Source organism: Lysobacter koreensis (genome assembly GCF_042677045.1).
In the GTDB taxonomy this organism is placed as follows: Bacteria; Pseudomonadota; Gammaproteobacteria; order Xanthomonadales; family Xanthomonadaceae; genus Lysobacter_K; species Lysobacter_K koreensis.
This window is the reverse complement of the sequence record NZ_JBHTIH010000004.1, coordinates 112192-128127: the sequence shown is the minus strand read 5'-3', so window position 1 is coordinate 128127 and position 15936 is coordinate 112192. Positions and strand designations below refer to the sequence as shown.

17 protein-coding genes are annotated in these 15936 nt (G+C 68.8%); 5 read left to right on the top strand and 12 right to left on the bottom strand.

Features of this window, described 5'->3' with window-relative positions; genetic code table 11:
* Positions 1-20 precede the first annotated feature (20 nt).
* Positions 21-977, bottom strand: coding sequence for a LysR substrate-binding domain-containing protein (locus ACFQZQ_RS10245; protein ID WP_386812690.1), 957 nt, complete (start codon positions 975-977; stop codon positions 21-23).
* Between the two features lie 138 nt (positions 978-1115).
* On the opposite strand from ACFQZQ_RS10245, the gene ACFQZQ_RS10240 reads away from it, so the two are divergent.
* Positions 1116-1325 carry a hypothetical protein gene (locus ACFQZQ_RS10240; protein ID WP_386812689.1) on the top strand — a complete coding sequence of 70 codons (210 nt, stop codon included), beginning with the start codon at positions 1116-1118 and terminating at the stop codon, positions 1323-1325.
* A gap of 182 nt (positions 1326-1507) precedes the next feature.
* Here ACFQZQ_RS10240 and aceK read toward each other — a convergent pair whose 3' ends face one another.
* A complete protein-coding gene (aceK, locus tag ACFQZQ_RS10235) occupies positions 1508-3244 on the bottom strand; it encodes a bifunctional isocitrate dehydrogenase kinase/phosphatase (RefSeq protein ID WP_386812688.1) in 1737 nt (578 codons plus the stop codon).
* A gap of 145 nt (positions 3245-3389) precedes the next feature.
* On the opposite strand from aceK, the gene ACFQZQ_RS10230 reads away from it, so the two are divergent.
* Positions 3390-4400 (top strand): DUF4344 domain-containing metallopeptidase, encoded by a 1011-nt coding sequence (locus tag ACFQZQ_RS10230; protein WP_386812687.1) that lies wholly within the window; start codon positions 3390-3392, stop codon positions 4398-4400.
* Between the two features lie 93 nt (positions 4401-4493).
* On the opposite strand, the gene icd is transcribed toward ACFQZQ_RS10230, so the two are convergent.
* The 7 genes from icd to ACFQZQ_RS10195 form a co-directional block, all read right to left on the bottom strand.
* Entirely contained in the window at positions 4494-5837 is a 1344-nt protein-coding gene (icd, locus tag ACFQZQ_RS10225; RefSeq protein WP_386812686.1) for an isocitrate dehydrogenase (NADP(+)), read from the bottom strand.
* A 696-nt stretch (positions 5838-6533) separates the two neighbouring features.
* On the bottom strand, positions 6534-8765 hold the full coding sequence (locus ACFQZQ_RS10220; protein WP_386812685.1) for an NADP-dependent isocitrate dehydrogenase: 2232 nt from the start codon (positions 8763-8765) through the stop codon (positions 6534-6536).
* Positions 8766-9213: 448 nt separating this feature from the next.
* Positions 9214-9552 (bottom strand): hypothetical protein, encoded by a 339-nt coding sequence (locus ACFQZQ_RS10215; RefSeq protein ID WP_386812684.1) that lies wholly within the window; start codon positions 9550-9552, stop codon positions 9214-9216.
* Between the two features lie 8 nt (positions 9553-9560).
* On the bottom strand, positions 9561-9965 hold the full coding sequence (locus tag ACFQZQ_RS10210; RefSeq protein ID WP_386812683.1) for a YkgJ family cysteine cluster protein: 405 nt from the start codon (positions 9963-9965) through the stop codon (positions 9561-9563).
* Positions 9966-10038: 73 nt separating this feature from the next.
* Complete coding sequence (locus ACFQZQ_RS10205) at positions 10039-10479, bottom strand: hypothetical protein (RefSeq protein ID WP_386812682.1); 441 nt, start codon at positions 10477-10479, stop codon at positions 10039-10041.
* A 29-nt stretch (positions 10480-10508) separates the two neighbouring features.
* The gene (locus ACFQZQ_RS10200; protein WP_386812681.1) at positions 10509-10931 is read right to left on the bottom strand and encodes a hypothetical protein; all 423 of its coding nucleotides are present in this window, start codon (positions 10929-10931) and stop codon (positions 10509-10511) included.
* Between the two features lie 88 nt (positions 10932-11019).
* Positions 11020-11739 (bottom strand): UPF0149 family protein, encoded by a 720-nt coding sequence (locus ACFQZQ_RS10195; RefSeq protein WP_386812680.1) that lies wholly within the window; start codon positions 11737-11739, stop codon positions 11020-11022.
* 69 nt (positions 11740-11808) lie between these two features.
* Between ACFQZQ_RS10195 and ACFQZQ_RS10190 the strand changes: the two genes are divergently transcribed.
* Positions 11809-12210 (top strand): YchJ family protein, encoded by a 402-nt coding sequence (locus ACFQZQ_RS10190; RefSeq protein WP_386812679.1) that lies wholly within the window; start codon positions 11809-11811, stop codon positions 12208-12210.
* 196 nt (positions 12211-12406) lie between these two features.
* The gene (locus ACFQZQ_RS10185; protein WP_386812678.1) at positions 12407-12964 is read left to right on the top strand and encodes a hypothetical protein; all 558 of its coding nucleotides are present in this window, start codon (positions 12407-12409) and stop codon (positions 12962-12964) included.
* 245 nt (positions 12965-13209) lie between these two features.
* On the opposite strand, the gene ACFQZQ_RS10180 is transcribed toward ACFQZQ_RS10185, so the two are convergent.
* The 3 genes from ACFQZQ_RS10180 to queF all read right to left on the bottom strand — a co-directional run bounded on the left by ACFQZQ_RS10180 (position 13210) and on the right by queF (position 15010).
* On the bottom strand, positions 13210-13695 hold the full coding sequence (locus tag ACFQZQ_RS10180) for a hypothetical protein (protein ID WP_386812677.1): 486 nt from the start codon (positions 13693-13695) through the stop codon (positions 13210-13212).
* 47 nt (positions 13696-13742) lie between these two features.
* A complete protein-coding gene (locus ACFQZQ_RS10175) occupies positions 13743-14060 on the bottom strand; it encodes a LysM peptidoglycan-binding domain-containing protein (protein ID WP_386812676.1) in 318 nt (105 codons plus the stop codon).
* 125 nt (positions 14061-14185) lie between these two features.
* The gene (gene queF, locus ACFQZQ_RS10170) at positions 14186-15010 is read right to left on the bottom strand and encodes an NADPH-dependent 7-cyano-7-deazaguanine reductase QueF (RefSeq protein ID WP_386812675.1); all 825 of its coding nucleotides are present in this window, start codon (positions 15008-15010) and stop codon (positions 14186-14188) included.
* A 223-nt stretch (positions 15011-15233) separates the two neighbouring features.
* Here queF and ACFQZQ_RS10165 point away from each other — a divergent pair, with 223 nt between their 5' ends.
* Positions 15234-15878 carry a glutathione S-transferase family protein gene (locus tag ACFQZQ_RS10165; protein ID WP_386812674.1) on the top strand — a complete coding sequence of 215 codons (645 nt, stop codon included), beginning with the start codon at positions 15234-15236 and terminating at the stop codon, positions 15876-15878.
* The last annotated feature ends 58 nt before the right edge of the window (positions 15879-15936 follow it).

Sequence of the window (15936 nt, the reverse complement as noted above, 5' to 3'; positions counted from 1 at the left end):
GGGCGCGCGCGGTCATCACGCTAGCGCTTCGCCGGTCGCCGCTGGCGTGACGGCCTGGTCGCGCCCGGAATTTTCGCCGCTTGGTCGGCGTCGGCTTCGGCTTCCACGTACGCGCGCGCTTCGCCCAGCAACCAGTCGCGGAACGCGGCCAGCCCGGCGTGGTTGCGCGAGCGCGGCGGAAACACCAGATAGTGCGCGAACTCGGCCTTGAGGCGCTCGTCGAACAGCGCGACCAGGCGGCCGGCCTCGATCATCGGCCGCGCCAGCGTCATCCGCCCCAGCGCGATGCCCAGGCCTTCGGCGGCGGCGCGGTGCAGGTTCTCCGAGTCGTCGAAGCTGGCCACGAAGCGCGACGGCAGGGTGCCGCCGAAGTGCTCGAACCAGCCGCTCCAGCGTCCGCCCGGCGCGCCCAGCAACGGGAAGTCGCCGAGCGTCTGCAGCGTCGGCCGGCCCAAGCGTTCGATCAGCGCCGGGCTCGCGGTCGGGATCACCCAGTCGTCGAACAGGTGCACCGCGTCCAGGCCCGGCCATTGCCCGGGGCCGAAACGCACGCCGGCATCGAGCGAGGTCTCGCGCCCGAAATCGACCACGCCGACGTTCGATTGCAGGCTGATCTGCAGCTGCGGGTGCGCGGCGAGGAAGCGCGGCAACCGCGGCATCAGCCAGCTCGAGGCGAACGACGGCATCAGGGTCAGCGTCAGCGCGTCGTCGCGACTCACTCGCAGCGGTCGCAACGCCAGCTCGATCGCGTCCAGGTGCGGGGCGACGCGTTCGAACAGCGCGCGGCCGTCCTCGGTCAATGTCACCCCGCGCGCACCGCGCACGAACAGGCGCTGGCCGACGCGCTCCTCGAGGCCGCGGATCTGGTGGCTGAGCGCGCTCACGGTCAAGTGCAGCGCGTCGGCCGCGCGCGACAGGTTGCCGCTGCGGGCGGCGGCGATGAAGCCCTGCAGGGCGTGCAGTGGCGGGCGGGTCATGACGGATCCTGCCTTGAGCTCAGTTCAAGTCTAGCTTGCAAAAGCGTCGCTTTTTAGCCGCTTTCGTGTGGACTATCTTTCATCCCACTCAAGGAGTTTGTCCATTGCCAGCGACGGCGGCCACCCACGGAGTCAGCCATGAGCATTTTCAAGAACATCCTTTTCCTGCAGGGCTACCTGACCGATCCGCGCGATGCGGACGATGCCGACGGCACCAGCTACGCCCGGGGCTACGGCAACCGCATTGCGTCGGAGAAGGCGCTGGGCCGGCTCGGGCATGGCCACGCGGGCCAGCGCGATGCGGTCGCGGAGACGGAAGAGCTGTGCACCGCCGGCGGCTGCGGCTGAGGCGGCTCAAGTTGCCAGTGAGTCACCGGCTCGCTTTGCCGTCGCTCGTCATTCCTGCGTACGCAGGCTCTGCTTCTCTTCGGTGGAGCCGAACATCCAGTGCCTTTGCACCGACAGCTCACGTCACTGGATTCTCGCTTTCGCGGGAATGACGAGCGTGGAGTGACGATGCGGCGTCACGGTTACCCCAGCCGCGCGCTTTCCGGGTACGGCGCCACGTCCAGGTATTCGCCGCGGCGCAGGCGCGCCTGCACCTGCCGCCACCACGCTGGGTCGAAGATCTCTCCGTGCGCGTGCCGCAAGGCCTCGCGCAGCGGCGCGGGCAGGCCGAGGAACTGCGGGAACAACTCCGGGAACACGTCGTCGCGAGCGGCGTACAGCCATTCGTCGAGCGGCCGGGTCTCGTCCTCCTCGCGCACCGGCGGCACATGGCGGAAGCGGCACTGCTCGAGCAGGCACAGCTCGTCGTAGTCGTAGAACAGCGCGCGCCCGGTGCCGGACACACCGAAGTTCTTCAGCAGCAGGTCGCCGGGAAAGATGTTGCTGCGCGCCAGGTCCTTGATCGCTTGGCCGTAGTCGAGCACCGCGCGCCGCGCCGCATCGTCCGGCGCCTCGCGGGCGTAGCGGTCGAGCGGCCGCAGCCGGCGCTCGACGTAGCAGTGCGCGACCAGCACGTCGTCGCCGTCCACGCGCACGCCCTGCGCGCACTCGCCCAGCAGTTCGTCGAGCAGCTCCGGCGCGAACTGCCGGCGTGGAAAGCGCAGGCGGCGGAACTCCTGCGCGTCGACCAGGCGGCCGACGCGGTCGCGGCGGAACACCATTGCGTAGCGGTCCTCGACCACGCGGCGCTCGATCTGCTTCGGGTACGCGAAGCGGTCGCGGATGACCTTGAACACCACCGGGCAGTCGCGCGGGGTGAACACCGCCATCACCATGCCGCGCTCGCCGTCGGCGCGTTGCAGGCGCTCGTCGGCGTGCCGGGCCAGGTGCCCGAACACGCGCCGGTAGCGTTCCGTTTTGCCCTGCTTGGCGCGGCCGAGCACGGTGTAAAGCTCGTCCAGCGGCTTGGCCGGCAGCAGCGCCTGCAGGTAGGCGACCGCATCGCCGACGCGCGTCAAGTCGGCATGGAAGTAGCTGCGCGCGTAGCCGAACAGGCTCGACAGCTGCGCCGGTTCGGTCAGCAACGCGTCGGCGCGCACGCCTTGCGGGTCGCTGACCAGCGCCACCACCAGCGGCCATGCCTGACTGGTGCCGCGGGCCTGGCCGACCAGATAGGCGCGGCGCTCGCGGTAGAACACGGTGCGCAGCAGCTCGACGCCGAGCCCGGCGTCACCGTGCGCCGCCAGCCGCGCGTGCAGCGCGTCGGCGATCGCCGCGGCGCTGCCGGCCAGGTCGGCGTAGCCATTGGCGAACGCGCGCTCGGCGAGGATCCGCTGCCACGCCGCGTGCGCACCGCCGTCGGCATACGGGTAGTGCGTGAGTTCGCCGCGGCAGGCCGGGTCGCCGGCCGGCTCGATCTCGAGCGCGAGGAACTCCAGGTCCGGCGCCACCCCGTCGACCCTGAAGAAGCGCCGCGCGAGCGAGTTGAAGAAGGTCTTGTCGAGCTCGCGGTCGGGCAACGCCGCGATCCTGGCGGCGAACGCGCGCTTGGTCGCGCCCCACAGCGGCCGCGAGCGCACGCGGTCGTCGAGCAGCGCCTCCAGCCGGCCGAGCGTCTCGTGGATGCAGGGGTCGTAGAGGTCGATGCGCGCGACCGCGTCGGCCTGCGCGTGGCGCCAGTCGCGGCGCTCGAAGCGGCGTCGCGCGCGGCGGGTGAGGTCGGAGAAGCGCGCGTTGTAGTCGTCGAACGCGTCGTGGATCAGCGCCGCCGCGCGCGACGCCGGGTCGGTGACCGGCGACGGCTGGGACGGGGGCGCCATGCCGGCAGTCTAGTCGCGGCTCCGGCCGCCGGTGCAGGCGGCACGGGGTGGTCGCCCCGCCGCGGTGAAAATGACTATCCCGTCACACCCCCGGCCACTACCATCGCCGGCGTCGGACCGGGGAATCACGGTGGGGAAGCGGGCAATGCTGCAGAAATTCATCATCGCGCTGTTGTCGCTGACGCTGGCCGCGGTGTGCGGGGCGTGGGGCTATTCGGCGTGGTCGCGCGGCACCGTGGCGCTGGTGGTGACGCCGGCCGGTGCGTCCGCCCCGGTGCCGGTCGCCGAGGCGGCGCCGAAGCCCGTCGCCAGGTTCGCCGCCGCCAACAGTGCCAGCGGCGCCGACTTCAGCTACGAGTACGTGGCACCGCGCAGCGCGGCGCTGCTGCCGGTCTACGAGCGCGTGCGCGACGCCGACCTGCTGCGCAAGCTGCCCGAGATCGACACCCTCGACGGCCTGCTGGTATTGCCGCGGCCGCTGCGCTACGTCACCGCCGAGTGCAAGTCGGCCGACGCGTTCTACCTGTCGGCCAAGGGCGAGGTGGTGCTGTGCTACGAGACCCTGCAGGTGCTGCACGAGCAGGGCCAGGCGCTGGGCCGCGACAACAAACTTGGCGATGAATTCGCGCGCCAGTACGTGCTCGCCAACACCCGCTTCATCGTCGCCCACGAAACCGGGCACGCGCTGATCGACCAGCTCGACCTGGCAATCACCGGGCGCGAGGAGGACGCGGTCGACCAGCTCGCGACCACCCTGATGCAGCGCTTCGCGCGCGCCGACGAATCGCCGCAGCAGGTCGCCGAGAACCTGCGCATGGCCGGCAACTGGTTCCTCGCGCGCGCGCAGGGCCAGTACAACCTCGATGCCTACGCCGACGAGCACGCACTCGGCGAGCAGCGCTACTTCAACCTGCAGTGCCTGATCTACGGCGGCAACCCGGCGCGCTTCGTCAACATCGTCACCGACGGCGACCTGCCCGAAGCGCGCGCGCAGAAGTGCCCGGACGAGGCGCGCCGCGCGGGGCGCTCGTGGCTGCGCCTGTTGCTGCCGCACGTCGCGCCCAAGTACGCGATGACCGAGGCCAAGGCCAACCGCTTCTTCATGCAGCAGGAGCACGCCCGAGCGCGCAACGCCGAAGGCCCGTACCTGCGCTAGCCGCGCAGGCGCGGCATCGCGGTCGCACGAACGAGAAGGGCCCGGTTCCCCGGGCCTTTTCCTTTCTCGTCCGGTCCAAACGCAATGGCGCGACTACATCGCCTCGATCAGCTTGTCGGCGAACCCGCTGCAGCTGACCTCGGTCGCCCCGTCCATCAGCCGCGCGAAATCGTAGGTCACGTGCCTCCCCGCGATCGCTTGGTCCATTGCCGCCAGCACCGCGTCGGCCGCCTCGGTCCAGCCCAGGTAGCGCAGCAGCATCTCGCCGGACAGGATCAGCGAGCCCGGGTTGACCTTGTCCAGGCCGGCGTACTTCGGCGCGGTGCCGTGGGTCGCCTCGAACACCGCGTGGCCGGTGATGTAGTTGATGTTGGCGCCCGGCGCGATGCCGATGCCGCCGACCTGCGCCGCCAGCGCGTCGCTGAGGTAATCGCCGTTGAGGTTGAGCGTGGCGCAGACGTCGTAGTCGCGCGGGCGCAGCAGGATCTGCTGCAGGAACGCATCGGCGATCGCGTCCTTGATCACCAGCCCGGCGCCGGGCCGACCCTCGGGGATCACGTGCCACGGCCCGCCGTCGAGCTCGACCGCGCCGAAGAAGTCGCGCGCGACCTGGTAGCCGAAGTCGCGGAACGCGCCCTCGGTGAACTTCATGATGTTGCCCTTGTGCACCAGCGTGACCGACTTGCGCCGGTTGGCGATCGCGTAGCCGATCGCGCTGTGCACCAGGCGCTCGGTGCCCAGGTACGACACCGGCTTGATGCCGATGCCGACCTGCACCGGCAACTGCCGGTGCGGCGCGCCGATGGCTTCGAGCTGCGTCAGCCACTCGGCGTTGCGGGCCGGGGTGCCGAAGCGGATCTTGTTGAAGCCCTTGGGGAACTCGCGGGCGAGGAAGTCGAGCACCTTCTGCGCATCGGCGCTGCCGGGCTCGAATTCGATGCCGGCGTAGATGTCCTCGGTGTTCTCGCGGAAGATCACCATGTCGACGTCGCCGGGCTGCTTCACCGGCGAGGGCACGCCTTCGAACCAGCGCACCGGGCGCAGGCACACGAACAGGTCGAGCAGCTGCCGCAGCGCGACGTTGAGCGAGCGGATGCCGCCGCCGACCGGCGTGGTCAGCGGGCCCTTGATGCTGACCAGGTACTCGCGGCAGGCGTCGACGCTGGCGTCGGGCAACCAGTTGCCGGTGGCGTTGAACGCCTTCTCGCCGGCGAGGATCTCCATCCACGCGATCTGCCTGGCGCCGCCGTAGGCCTTGGCGACCGCCGCATCGAGCACGCGCACCGTCGCGCGCCAAATGTCCGGGCCGGTGCCGTCGCCCTCGATGAACGGGATGATCGGGTGGTCCGGCACGTCCAGGCCGCGCGGGCCCTTGACGATGCGGGCGCCGCCCGCGGGCGGCGTCGGGGTGAACGCACGATCGACATCGGGGGCCATCGCACTCTCCGGCAAGGGGCACAGCAGGCCGCGCGGCGCACGGCGGCTACACGATAACCGCGATGCCACGAGCTTGCCGGTGGTGCGTTGCCGGAGGATGGCAACGTCGCTGCGTTCGCCACCCGGCATTGAGCATTGGGCTCCCTCCTTTGGAAAAGGGTGAGCCGGCGCGTTTGCGAACCGCAGGTTCGCGCGTCGTCGAACGACCGCAGGCTGCGCCTGCGGGCCGGGCGGGTTGGGGAGGATTTGCTGTTGCTGTTGCCGTTGCGCACTGGAAGCAAAGGCAAATCCCCCTTGATCCCCCTTTTTCAAAGGGGGAAATCAACCCCCCAAAAGACAAAGGCCCGGAATGCCCGGGCCCTTGTAAGTGTTGTCAACAGCCGTGGCCCCTTGGAGCCGCCCGAACTAGGCCGAGCCGCGAAGCTGCCTCCATTCGGATGAATTGCTAGGCAGCAGCGACACGCTAGCCACCCAAAGACTTTGCCAACAGAAGGGCAGCCACGCCTGTCCAACAAATGGTCAGCCCTCCGACCCACAACGCTACGCCGACAGGTGTCAGATACTCGCTGGCGCGCCAGACCGGTGCAAAAGTCCAGAAGCGAACACCAGGAAGACGAAAGAAGAGCCAGCCAACGAAGACCTGAGCAAATCCGGCCAGAGCAAGAGCAAATCCGCTATGCATGTGTGCTGTCCCAATCACGCGGCCAGCGTAGCCAGCGCCGCGTTGAACGTCGCGCTCGGACGCATCGCCGCGCCCAGGCGCTTCAGGTCGGGCTGGTAGTAGCCGCCGATATCGAGCGGCTGGCCCTGCACCGCGGCCAGCTCGGCCACGATCGTCGCCTCGTTCGCTTCCAGGCTCGCCGCCAGCGGCGCGAACCTCGCCTTCAGCGCGGCGTCGTCGTCCTGCGCCGCCAGCGCCTGCGCCCAGTACAGCGCCAGGTAGAAGTGGCTGCCGCGGTTGTCGAGCCCGCCGACCTTGCGCGACGGCGACTTGTTGGTGTCGAGGAACTTCGCGTTCGCCGCGTCCAGCGCATCGGCCAGCACCTGCGCCCGCGCGTTGTCGGTGGTGTTGGCCAGGTGCTCCAGCGACGCGGCCAGGGCCAGGAACTCGCCCAGCGAATCCCAGCGCAGGAAGTTCTCCTGCACGAACTGCTGCACGTGCTTGGGCGCGGAGCCGCCGGCGCCGGTCTCGAACAGGCCGCCGCCGGCCATCAGCGGCACGATCGACAGCATCTTGGCGCTGGTGCCCAGCTCCATGATCGGAAACAGGTCCGTCAGGTAATCGCGCAGCACGTTGCCGGTGACCGAGATCGTGTCCTCGCCGCGGCGGATGCGCTGCAGCGACAACTTCATCGCGTCCACCGGGGCCAGGATGCGGATGTCGAGACCGCTGGTGTCGTGGTCCTGCAGGTAGGCCTCGACCTTGGCGATCACCTGCGCATCGTGGGCACGCGCAGGATCCAGCCAGAACACGGCCGGGGTGTGGCTCAGGCGCGCGCGGTTGACCGCCAGCTTGACCCAGTCGCGGATCGCCGCGTCGCGGGTCTTGCACATGCGCCAGATGTCGCCGGCCGCGACCGCGTGCTCGAGCAGCACGTTGCCGGCCTCGTCGAGCACGCGCACGGTGCCGTCGCTTGCGAGCTGGAAGGTCTTGTCGTGCGAGCCGTATTCCTCGGCCTTCTGCGCCATCAGGCCGACGTTGGGCACGGAGCCCATCGTTGCCGGATCGAGCGCGCCGTGCGCCTTGCAGTCGTCGATCACCGCCTGGTAGATGCCGGCGTAGCAGCGGTCCGGGATCACCGCCTTGGTGTCCTGCAACTGGCCCGCGGCGTTCCACATGCGGCCGGAGTCGCGGATCATCGCCGGCATCGACGCGTCGACGATCACGTCGCTGGGCACGTGCAGATTGGTGATGCCCTTGTCGGAGTTGACCATCGCCAGGCCCGGGCGCGACGCGTACACGGCCTGCAAATCCGCCTCGATTTCAGCGCGCTGTTCGGCCGGCAGCTCGGGCAGGCGCGCGTACAGGTCGCCGATGCCGTTGTTGGCGTCGAAGTTGATCCGGTCGAGGACCGCGGCGTGCTTGGCGAGCACGGCAGCGTAATAGCGCTTGACCACGACGCCGAACATGATCGGGTCGGAGACCTTCATCATCGTCGCCTTCAGGTGCAGCGAGAACAGCACGCCGCGCGTCTGCGCATCGGCCAGCTGCGCGTCGACGAACTCGCCCAGCGCGCGCGTGCTCATCACCGCCGCGTCGATGATGGTGCCGGTGTGGACGATGACCTTGTCCTTGAGCACCAGGTGGCTGCCGTCGGCGCCGGTGAACTCGATGTGCAGCTTGCCGCCGTGCGCGACCAGCGCGGAGCGCTCGCTGCCGTAGAAGTCACCGCCGTCCATGTGCGCGACGTGCGACTGCGACTCCGCACTCCACGCGCCCATCTTGTGCGGGTGGCGGCGCGCGTACTGCTTGACCGAGGCCGGCGCGCGGCGGTCGGAGTTGCCTTCGCGCAGCACCGGGTTGACCGCGCTGCCCTTGGTCTTGTCGTAGCGCGCCTTGATGTCGCGCTGCCGGTCGTTAGCGGGCTCTTCCGGGTAGTCCGGCAGGCCGTAGCCGTGCTGCTGCAGCTCGGTGATCGCGGCCTTGAGCTGCGGCACCGAGGCGCTGATGTTGGGCAGCTTGATGATGTTGGCTTCCGGCGTGGTCGCCAGCGCGCCGAGCTCGGCCAGGTCGTCGGCGGTGCGCTGCGCGTCGGTCAGCGCCTCGGGGAAGTGCGCGAGGATGCGCGCCGCCAGCGAGATGTCGCGGGTCTCGACCGCGATCCCGGCGGTGCCGGCGAACGCCGCGACGATCGGCAACAGCGACTGGGTGGCCAGGAACGGGGCTTCGTCCGTCAGCGTGTAGAGGATCTTCGGGGTGCTGGACATGTCGGGGCGTGCTCGCTTGCGGGTCGTGAGGGGGGATGGCGGCCGCGGCCGCGGGTGTCACGCCGTGGCGGAGGCGGGCGCGGCACCGGGCCGGGCATTGTCGCGGTTCGCGTGGGCAGGGGCAAAGCGGCGGGTCGCCGCCGGCGCGGGAGGTTGGCGACGCCATGCGAAGGGTCGGCGATGCCAACGGAGAGGTCCGCGACCCTAAGAGAGGGTTGGCGACCCCTACGGAAGGGTCCGCGACCTCATGGGAAGGGTCGGCGACCCTTACGGAAGGGTCCGCGACGTCATGAGAAGGGTCGGCGACGCCTACGGAGAGGTCCGCGACGTCATGAAAAGGGTTGGCGACCGCAATGGAGAGGTTCGCGACCTCGTGAGAAGGGTCGGCGATGCCAACGGAGCGGTCCGAGAACTCATATACGGCGGGCTTAGCGGCCCAGCGCCTGAACTAATCCGACCCTCGAAGCGGGTTCAGTTTGAATGAATTGTTTGGCGCGTCTGCGGGCAGTGTCTGGTGTTGAAGCAACCCATCCATCGAGGACACCACCTTGTAATGTTCCTCGTCAACGCGGAACGCCAATAGAAAACTCTCACCGGGCGCGACATGCTCGGCCGCCCATTCTTGAGCGAAACCTTCTTGATCGATCCCTGCGGGTACGCCCTCTAAGACCATTACATGATCCCTTGCAGGAACTAACAAAGTGGGCAAATAACAATCTAGCCCGTCCTCGCGTATCACCTGATCGGTGATAGCAATGAAGCTTCTAATCGTTTGCTGAGCATCCATGTGAGCGCCTAACTAGAAGTTGACCAACTCGACGCCGCCAGGGCCGGCAACCCATGCGCGGCCCGCGCGCGGTCACATTGCGGACTCGCGCCGCCGTGTTCCCACGCCGGCTGCAGCTCGCGGCACGGCGACGGACGCTGCGCGTAGACGCTGCAGTGCGCGTCGCGACCGACCGTGCCGCGCAACGCGGTGCAACGGATCGGCGCGGCGAAGGTGCCGCGCATCGCCACTCGGTGCGGGTCGAGCGGCTGGGTCAGCGCCGCATCCACGCCGCCATCGCTGGCCGCGTCGGTCTCGGACCAGTGGAAAGCGACGCGGAACGCGGCGCAGCAGGCGCCGCAGGAAAGGCAGGGGTGGCGCGTATCGCCCGAATGAAGAAAGGTGCGACTGCTCGGTACCGTGGCTGGATTCATTGTTTAAAAAGATGTGTGTGTGATGCCGCCTGAAGCAAGCCGGGCCGAAACGCGGGTTTGGCTTGGATGAACATTAGACGGCCGATCCGACAGCGTGCCGCACTGGCGTTTCGGCACGTGACCACCGGTAGACGAGGACGACACGAAATAATTCGGTGATGGCGAGAAGTGCGAATACAGCCCACGGGTTCGACGCGATGCCGATAGCCGACATGGCGGCAAACAATGGAAACAGCGTAGGCAGGACCAAGGCGACGCGGAGCGGAAGAAGCCAGTAGTTGAGCCAGGCAAGCCGTCGCCGGCGCAACAGCAGGGCCAAGCCACAGGCAAGAATGGCGAGGTAGATAGCTGCGACTGCGCCGACCTGCAGTGCAGGAAAAGGAAGCCCGAAGGCCACTGTGCTTTGCCATATCGCGCTGAAACCAGCGCCGCGCAACGTGCCCACCAGCACCCAGGCGATATACGCCAGATCGAGAGCGCCAATGACAACGATGATTCGTTCGAGAGACTTCACTGGCACTCCGATGGATGGCGCTGCCTGAATTACGCCGATCCGCGAAGCGTCTTCGGCTTGAATGAATTGTTGGCCGCGCTCACGGCAACCGAGCCGGATTGCAGACTAAAGGGGTAGCTCCCGAGGATGCGATTTGCAGCCAATAAGTTCTTGGCCGGCAGGACAAGGCCGGACTCGAAGGGGCTGAGAACTACCGTTGTGACCAGGACGGGAATCCAGCCGACAGTGCGGGCTCTTGGATCGATAGCCTTGCAAAGCGTATGCACCCGAACTGTGTAAATCAGCAAGGGTGGAACGGTGATGAGCGTAAGAAGCACTGACCATTTAAGGCCATGTCGACTCCACTGCAGGGCGACGTACGCGCACATCACCACGAACCAGACAACATGCAGCACGTAAGCGCGAACGAGGGCGGTTCGTGTCGCCTTGAGCTGCCGAATGAGGTCGTCCATGTCCTGGTGGGCCTATCGCTTCGAACGTGGTTGTCGAACCCGCTGCGCTGGGTTGGTGGAGCCAACCCAGCCTACGGCCGCTAGCGGCCTACGCCCCGCAGCACTTCTTGTACTTCTTGCCGCTGCCGCACGGGCAGGGCGCGTTGCGGTCGGGGGTGTCGGCGCGCTTGAGCGGTTCGCGCGGGGTCAGCGCCTCGATGCGGTGGTGGTGCAGGTCGGCGAGCATGCCCGGCAGGCCGGCGATGATCTCCAGCCGCTCGCGGTAGGTGATCGGGGTCGGCGGCGCGGCCGGGTCTTCGCCGAGCACCTCGCCACTGGCGAGGCGGTCGAACAGCGCGAAGATCTCGTCCATCCACTCGTTGTCGTCGAGCCACTGGTCCCACGCCGCCTCGCGCAGCTCGACGCCGCGAAAGAAGCCGAACGCCCAGTCGCGGCCGACGTCGAGTTCGTCCTCGCCTTCGGCTTCGGCCTGCTCGGCCTCCGGGTCCTCGGGCAGCCACAGCAGCGGCGCGAGGTGGTCGGGCAGGTCGTCGTCGCCGTAGCGCACGCGCTGCGAGGCCATGTTGTGGTGGCCCTGCAGCAGCGCCTCGACCTGCTCGCGTTCGGCCTCGTCGGCCCAGCGCGGGGGCGTGCCCCAGACCGGCGGCTGCCACTCGGCCATCGGCACGGTGTCGGGGCTGACCGCCAGCGCCGACAGGAAGCCGTCGAGCGCCTCCAGGTTGAAACCCTTGAACGGCACCGCGCGCTGGTCGAGCAGGTTGGCGAGGCGTTCGATCTGGTCGTCGTCGAGGTAGCTGGGGGCTTTCATGGGGGCAGCCGTGCGGGTCGCGGGTGGCTAGGGTAGCCGGGCGGGCGCGGTCTGGCCGAGAATTCCGCGATGTCGCCTCCCCGTCATTCACCCGATGCCTGTCCCTGCGGCTCTGCCCGCGCGTACGCGTACTGCTGCGGCCCGCTGCACGCCGGCACCGCGCTGGCGGCGAGCGCGCAAGACCTGATGCGCTCGCGCTACAGCGCCTACGTGCGCGCCGACGCCGAGTACCTGCTCGCGACCTGGCACCCGAGCACGCGCCCGCCGGCGCTGGAGTTCGACCCGGCCACGCGCTGGCTGGGACTGCAGGTGAAGCGGCACGCGCTGACCGGCGAGGACAGCGCCGTGGTCGAGTTCGTCGCGCGCTGCAGGACCGGCGGCGCGGCGGCGGTGCGCCTGCACGAGATCAGCCGCTTCGTGCGCGAGGACGGCCGCTGGTACTACCTCGATGGCGAGTTCCCGCGCGGCTGAGCGACGCGGTAGGGCGGGTTTCAACCCGCCATCGCCATCCCGGAAGGCGGGTTGAAACCCCCGAAGGCGGGTTGAAACCCGCCCGACGACGGGCGGCACGCCGCGCCAAGATCGGACGGCCACTTCGCCAATCCGGGGCTGCGGTCGCGCGGCCGCGCCGGGGCACGATGCCGGCATCCTTCCCTGGAGATCGACCATGCGCTTGGCTTCCTTCCGCAACGCTTGCGCGCTCGTATTGAGCGCCTGTGCCGCAACCGCCTCCGCCCAGACCGCACCCGCGCCGGCAGCCCCGCCAGCGCCGTGCACCGCCGCCGAGCACCGCCAGTTCGATTTCTGGCTCGGCGACTGGGTCGTGCACGGCGGCCCGGACGGCACTGCGTTGCAGGGCACCAATCGCATCGAACGCAGCGGCAACGGCTGCTGGCTGGTCGAGCACTGGCGCAGCGCGAAGGGCAACGACGGCACCAGCCTCAACGCCTGGGACGCGCAGCACCGGGTGTGGCGGCAGTTCTGGGTCGGCGCCGACGGCGTGGTGGTGCGGTTGCAGGGAGGCCTGCGCGGCGACGGCGCGATGGAAATGACCGGCGAGCTGGCCAAGGCCGACGGCGGCGTGCAGCGGCAGAAGATGAGCTGGACCGCGGCCGCCGACGGCAGCGTGGTGCAGCGATGGGACACGTCCGACGACGACGGCAAGAGCTGGCAGACCAGCTTCCTGGGCACCTACCGGCGAGCCAGCCGCAAGCCACTGCGGTGACACGGCACGATCGTGGTCTGGGCTGGCGCCATCCACCCAGCGATGGCGTGGCGGGTCGATGCTGCTGGGTTGATGAGGCCAACCCAGCCAACGAGCTGGGCACCTAACGGCGCGCGCCGGCGACGCCGTAGGGCGGGTTGAAACCCGCCCTACAAGGGCTCCGACCCAAAAAAAAAGCGCGACCGGTGAAGGTCGCGCCCTGCTTGCCCTATAGCCGACGGAGAGAGGCGTCGGCCGCCTGGCGCTTACTTGACCTCGAACTGCTTGCTCTGCACCAGCATGCCGTTGAGCGAGATCTCGACCGTGTACTTGCCGGTCGGCCAGCCGCTGGGCTTGGTGGCGTGGAACTCGGTCACGGTCGGGCCGGTGGTGTTGAGGGTCTTGGTCTCGGTGCCGACGGTCTGGCCGTCCTGGTAGGTCCACTTCGCGGTCAGCGGCACGTTGGTCGCGGTGCCGTCGGTGGCGACCGAGGTGTAGATCGTGTCCTTGGTGCCGAACGTGGTCATCATCGTGGTGACCTTGTTGTCCGGGCCGATCGCGTTGCCCAGGTCGACCATGGTCACGCTGACCGGCGCGGTCGTGGTCGGCATCGGCGCCGGCATCGGTGCCGGTTCGGTGGCGGCCGGGGGCGGGGTCACCACCGCGACTTCTTCCTTCTTCTTGCAGCCGACCAGCGCCACGGAGGCGAGCAGGACGGCGGCAACCGCGGTGTGCAAGTGAGTACGGGTCATAAGTGTCTCCAGAAAGGATGGGGAACGCGGTGTCTTGCGAGGGACGCTCAGTCGAAGTGGTTGGAATCGTCGAGCGCGGGGATTTTCAGCACTTGGCCCGGGAAGATCTTGTCCGGGTCGTCGAGCTGGTCGCGGTTCGCTTCGAAGATCGCGTTCCACTTGCCGGCCTTGCCATAGAACTGCTTGGAGATGTGCGACAGCGTGTCGCCGCTTTCGACGGTGTAGGACTGTTCGCCGGTGGCGCCACCGCCCTGCACGGTGCTGCTGCCGGTGCGCACGTCGGAGAAATCGGCCTTGCCGCCGGTGCCCTGCACGGAGCTGCTGCCGGTGCGCACATCGGAGAAATCGGGTCGCTTGCTGCTCATGGATTCGCGCTCCTGCCGGATTGGCCGAGGCACCATGACACGCGACTTGTTAAGGAAACATGCTGCCGGCGTGAACCGTCAAAGGCCGTGCGCAGGTCGTGAGAAACCCCGCACACAGGCCGCCATTACTGGCGTTGGTCGCGCCCCGGCAACGGCGCGACGGTGCCCGGCGTCGCCCGCCACGGGTTGATGTCGAGGCCGCCGCGACGCGTGTAGCGCGCCTCCACCGACAACGCCTGCGGGCGTGCGTGGTGCAGCAGGTCGGCGAACACACGTTCGACGCATTGCTCGTGGAACTCGGCGTGGTCGCGGAACGACACCAGGTAGCGCAGCAGCCCGGCGCGGTCGAGCTTCGGGCCGCGGTAAGCGATGGTGATGCGCGCCCAGTCGGGCTGGCCGGTGACCGGGCAGTTAGATTTCAGCAGGCCGCTGCTCAGCGATTCCTCGACCACTTGGTTGTCGTCGACGGCGAGGAAGTCCGCGCGCGGCGGGCCGTAGTGCTCGCAGGGAACGTCGAGTTCGTCCAGCGACGTTGCCGGCAATCCGAGGTCGATGGTGGGCAGGCCGAACGCGACAGCGACCGGCGCGCCAGCCACGCGCGACAGGTCGGCGGCGATGCACGCGCGCACGTCCTCGTCGGCGTCGAAGCGCGCGGCGTTGAACGAGTTGAGGTAGAGCTTCAGCGACTTCGACTCGACCAGGTTCGGCGAGTGCGCCGGCACGGTGAAGGTCGCGGTCGCCACGCGCGGCTTGCCGCGGCCGTCGAGCCAGCTCAGTTCGTAGGCGTGCCAGCGGTCGCTGCCGACAAACGGCAATGCCGGCGCGTCGAGACCGATCTGCGCGCGCCCGAGCGCGCGCGCGATCGGGAACAGCAAGGCCGCGTCGTAGCGGGTCGGGTAGTCGACGTGGCGGCCGAGCGGCAGGTCGCGGAGCGGGTCGTGGGCGGTCATGCCGCGATTTTACGCGCTGTTGCGCGCGTGCCGTTTCGGTATGCCGACACGACACAAGGCAGAGAGCGTAGGGCGGGCCCTGGCCCGCCGGCTTTGCGATTCGCCGAATCGAACAGCGGCGGGCCAGGGCCCGCCCTACGCCCTCGCCGCGGCGCAGGAACCGGATAGCGCGGCCGCGCCCCGCTGCCGACACTGCGGCCCTCGATTTCCGGAACCGCTCCCGATGCTGACCCTGTTCGACTACCTGCCGTCGCAGAACGCGTGGAAGATCCGCCAGTTGCTCGCGCACCTGCAGACCCCGTACCGCACGCAGCACGTCAGCATCTTCGAGGGCGCCGGCCAGAGCGACGCGTACCGCGCGATCAACCCCGCCGGCACGGTGCCGGCGATCCGCCTCGACGACGGCCGCGTACTGGCCGAGTCCAACGCGATTCTGGCGTTTCTGGCCGACGGCACGCGCTACCTCCCGGACGACGCGTTCGCGCGCGCCAAGGTGCAGCAATGGCTGTCGTTCGAGCAGAACCACGTCGAGAGCCAGATCGGCTCGCTGCGCTACTGGACGATGACCGGCAAGCTGCCGCGGCGCGCGCCAGCGCTGGTCGAGGCCAAGCGCGCCGCGTCGCTGCGCGCGCTGCGGATCCTCGACGAGGAGCTGGCGACGCGGCCGTTCATCACCGGCGCCGGCTACACCATCGCCGACATCTCGCTGTTCGCCTACGCCAGCCGCGCCGAGGATGCGGGGCTGTCATTGCAACCGCATCCGCATTTCCGCGCGTGGCTCGCGCGGGTCGCCGCGCAGCCGCGCTTCCTCGCGCAGGTGCATCCGTACTCGATCGATCCGCATGCGATGGGCGAGTTGCCGGGGTGACGGCGGGTTCATCTCGAGCGACGGGTTCGGCGCGACCGCGATCCGCGCCGACAAGATG

What these genes read in the sequence shown, in the direction of transcription:
- ACFQZQ_RS10220 (WP_386812685.1), bottom strand. Translation starts at nt 8,765, where the DNA reads ATGTCCAGCACCCCGAAGATCCTCTACACGCTGACGGACGAAGCCCCG.
- ACFQZQ_RS10165 (WP_386812674.1), top strand. Translation starts at nt 15,234, where the DNA reads ATGCTGACCCTGTTCGACTACCTGCCGTCGCAGAACGCGTGGAAGATC.
- ACFQZQ_RS10215 (WP_386812684.1), bottom strand. Translation starts at nt 9,552, where the DNA reads ATGGATGCTCAGCAAACGATTAGAAGCTTCATTGCTATCACCGATCAG.
- ACFQZQ_RS10240 (WP_386812689.1), top strand. Translation starts at nt 1,116, where the DNA reads ATGAGCATTTTCAAGAACATCCTTTTCCTGCAGGGCTACCTGACCGAT.
- ACFQZQ_RS10175 (WP_386812676.1), bottom strand. Translation starts at nt 14,060, where the DNA reads ATGAGCAGCAAGCGACCCGATTTCTCCGATGTGCGCACCGGCAGCAGC.
- queF (WP_386812675.1), bottom strand. Translation starts at nt 15,010, where the DNA reads ATGACCGCCCACGACCCGCTCCGCGACCTGCCGCTCGGCCGCCACGTC.
- ACFQZQ_RS10230 (WP_386812687.1), top strand. Translation starts at nt 3,390, where the DNA reads ATGCTGCAGAAATTCATCATCGCGCTGTTGTCGCTGACGCTGGCCGCG.
- ACFQZQ_RS10195 (WP_386812680.1), bottom strand. Translation starts at nt 11,739, where the DNA reads ATGAAAGCCCCCAGCTACCTCGACGACGACCAGATCGAACGCCTCGCC.
- ACFQZQ_RS10180 (WP_386812677.1), bottom strand. Translation starts at nt 13,695, where the DNA reads ATGACCCGTACTCACTTGCACACCGCGGTTGCCGCCGTCCTGCTCGCC.
- icd (WP_386812686.1), bottom strand. Translation starts at nt 5,837, where the DNA reads ATGGCCCCCGATGTCGATCGTGCGTTCACCCCGACGCCGCCCGCGGGC.
- ACFQZQ_RS10245 (WP_386812690.1), bottom strand. Translation starts at nt 977, where the DNA reads ATGACCCGCCCGCCACTGCACGCCCTGCAGGGCTTCATCGCCGCCGCC.
- ACFQZQ_RS10190 (WP_386812679.1), top strand. Translation starts at nt 11,809, where the DNA reads ATGTCGCCTCCCCGTCATTCACCCGATGCCTGTCCCTGCGGCTCTGCC.
- aceK (WP_386812688.1), bottom strand. Translation starts at nt 3,244, where the DNA reads ATGGCGCCCCCGTCCCAGCCGTCGCCGGTCACCGACCCGGCGTCGCGC.
- ACFQZQ_RS10210 (WP_386812683.1), bottom strand. Translation starts at nt 9,965, where the DNA reads ATGAATCCAGCCACGGTACCGAGCAGTCGCACCTTTCTTCATTCGGGC.
- ACFQZQ_RS10185 (WP_386812678.1), top strand. Translation starts at nt 12,407, where the DNA reads ATGCGCTTGGCTTCCTTCCGCAACGCTTGCGCGCTCGTATTGAGCGCC.
- ACFQZQ_RS10200 (WP_386812681.1), bottom strand. Translation starts at nt 10,931, where the DNA reads ATGGACGACCTCATTCGGCAGCTCAAGGCGACACGAACCGCCCTCGTT.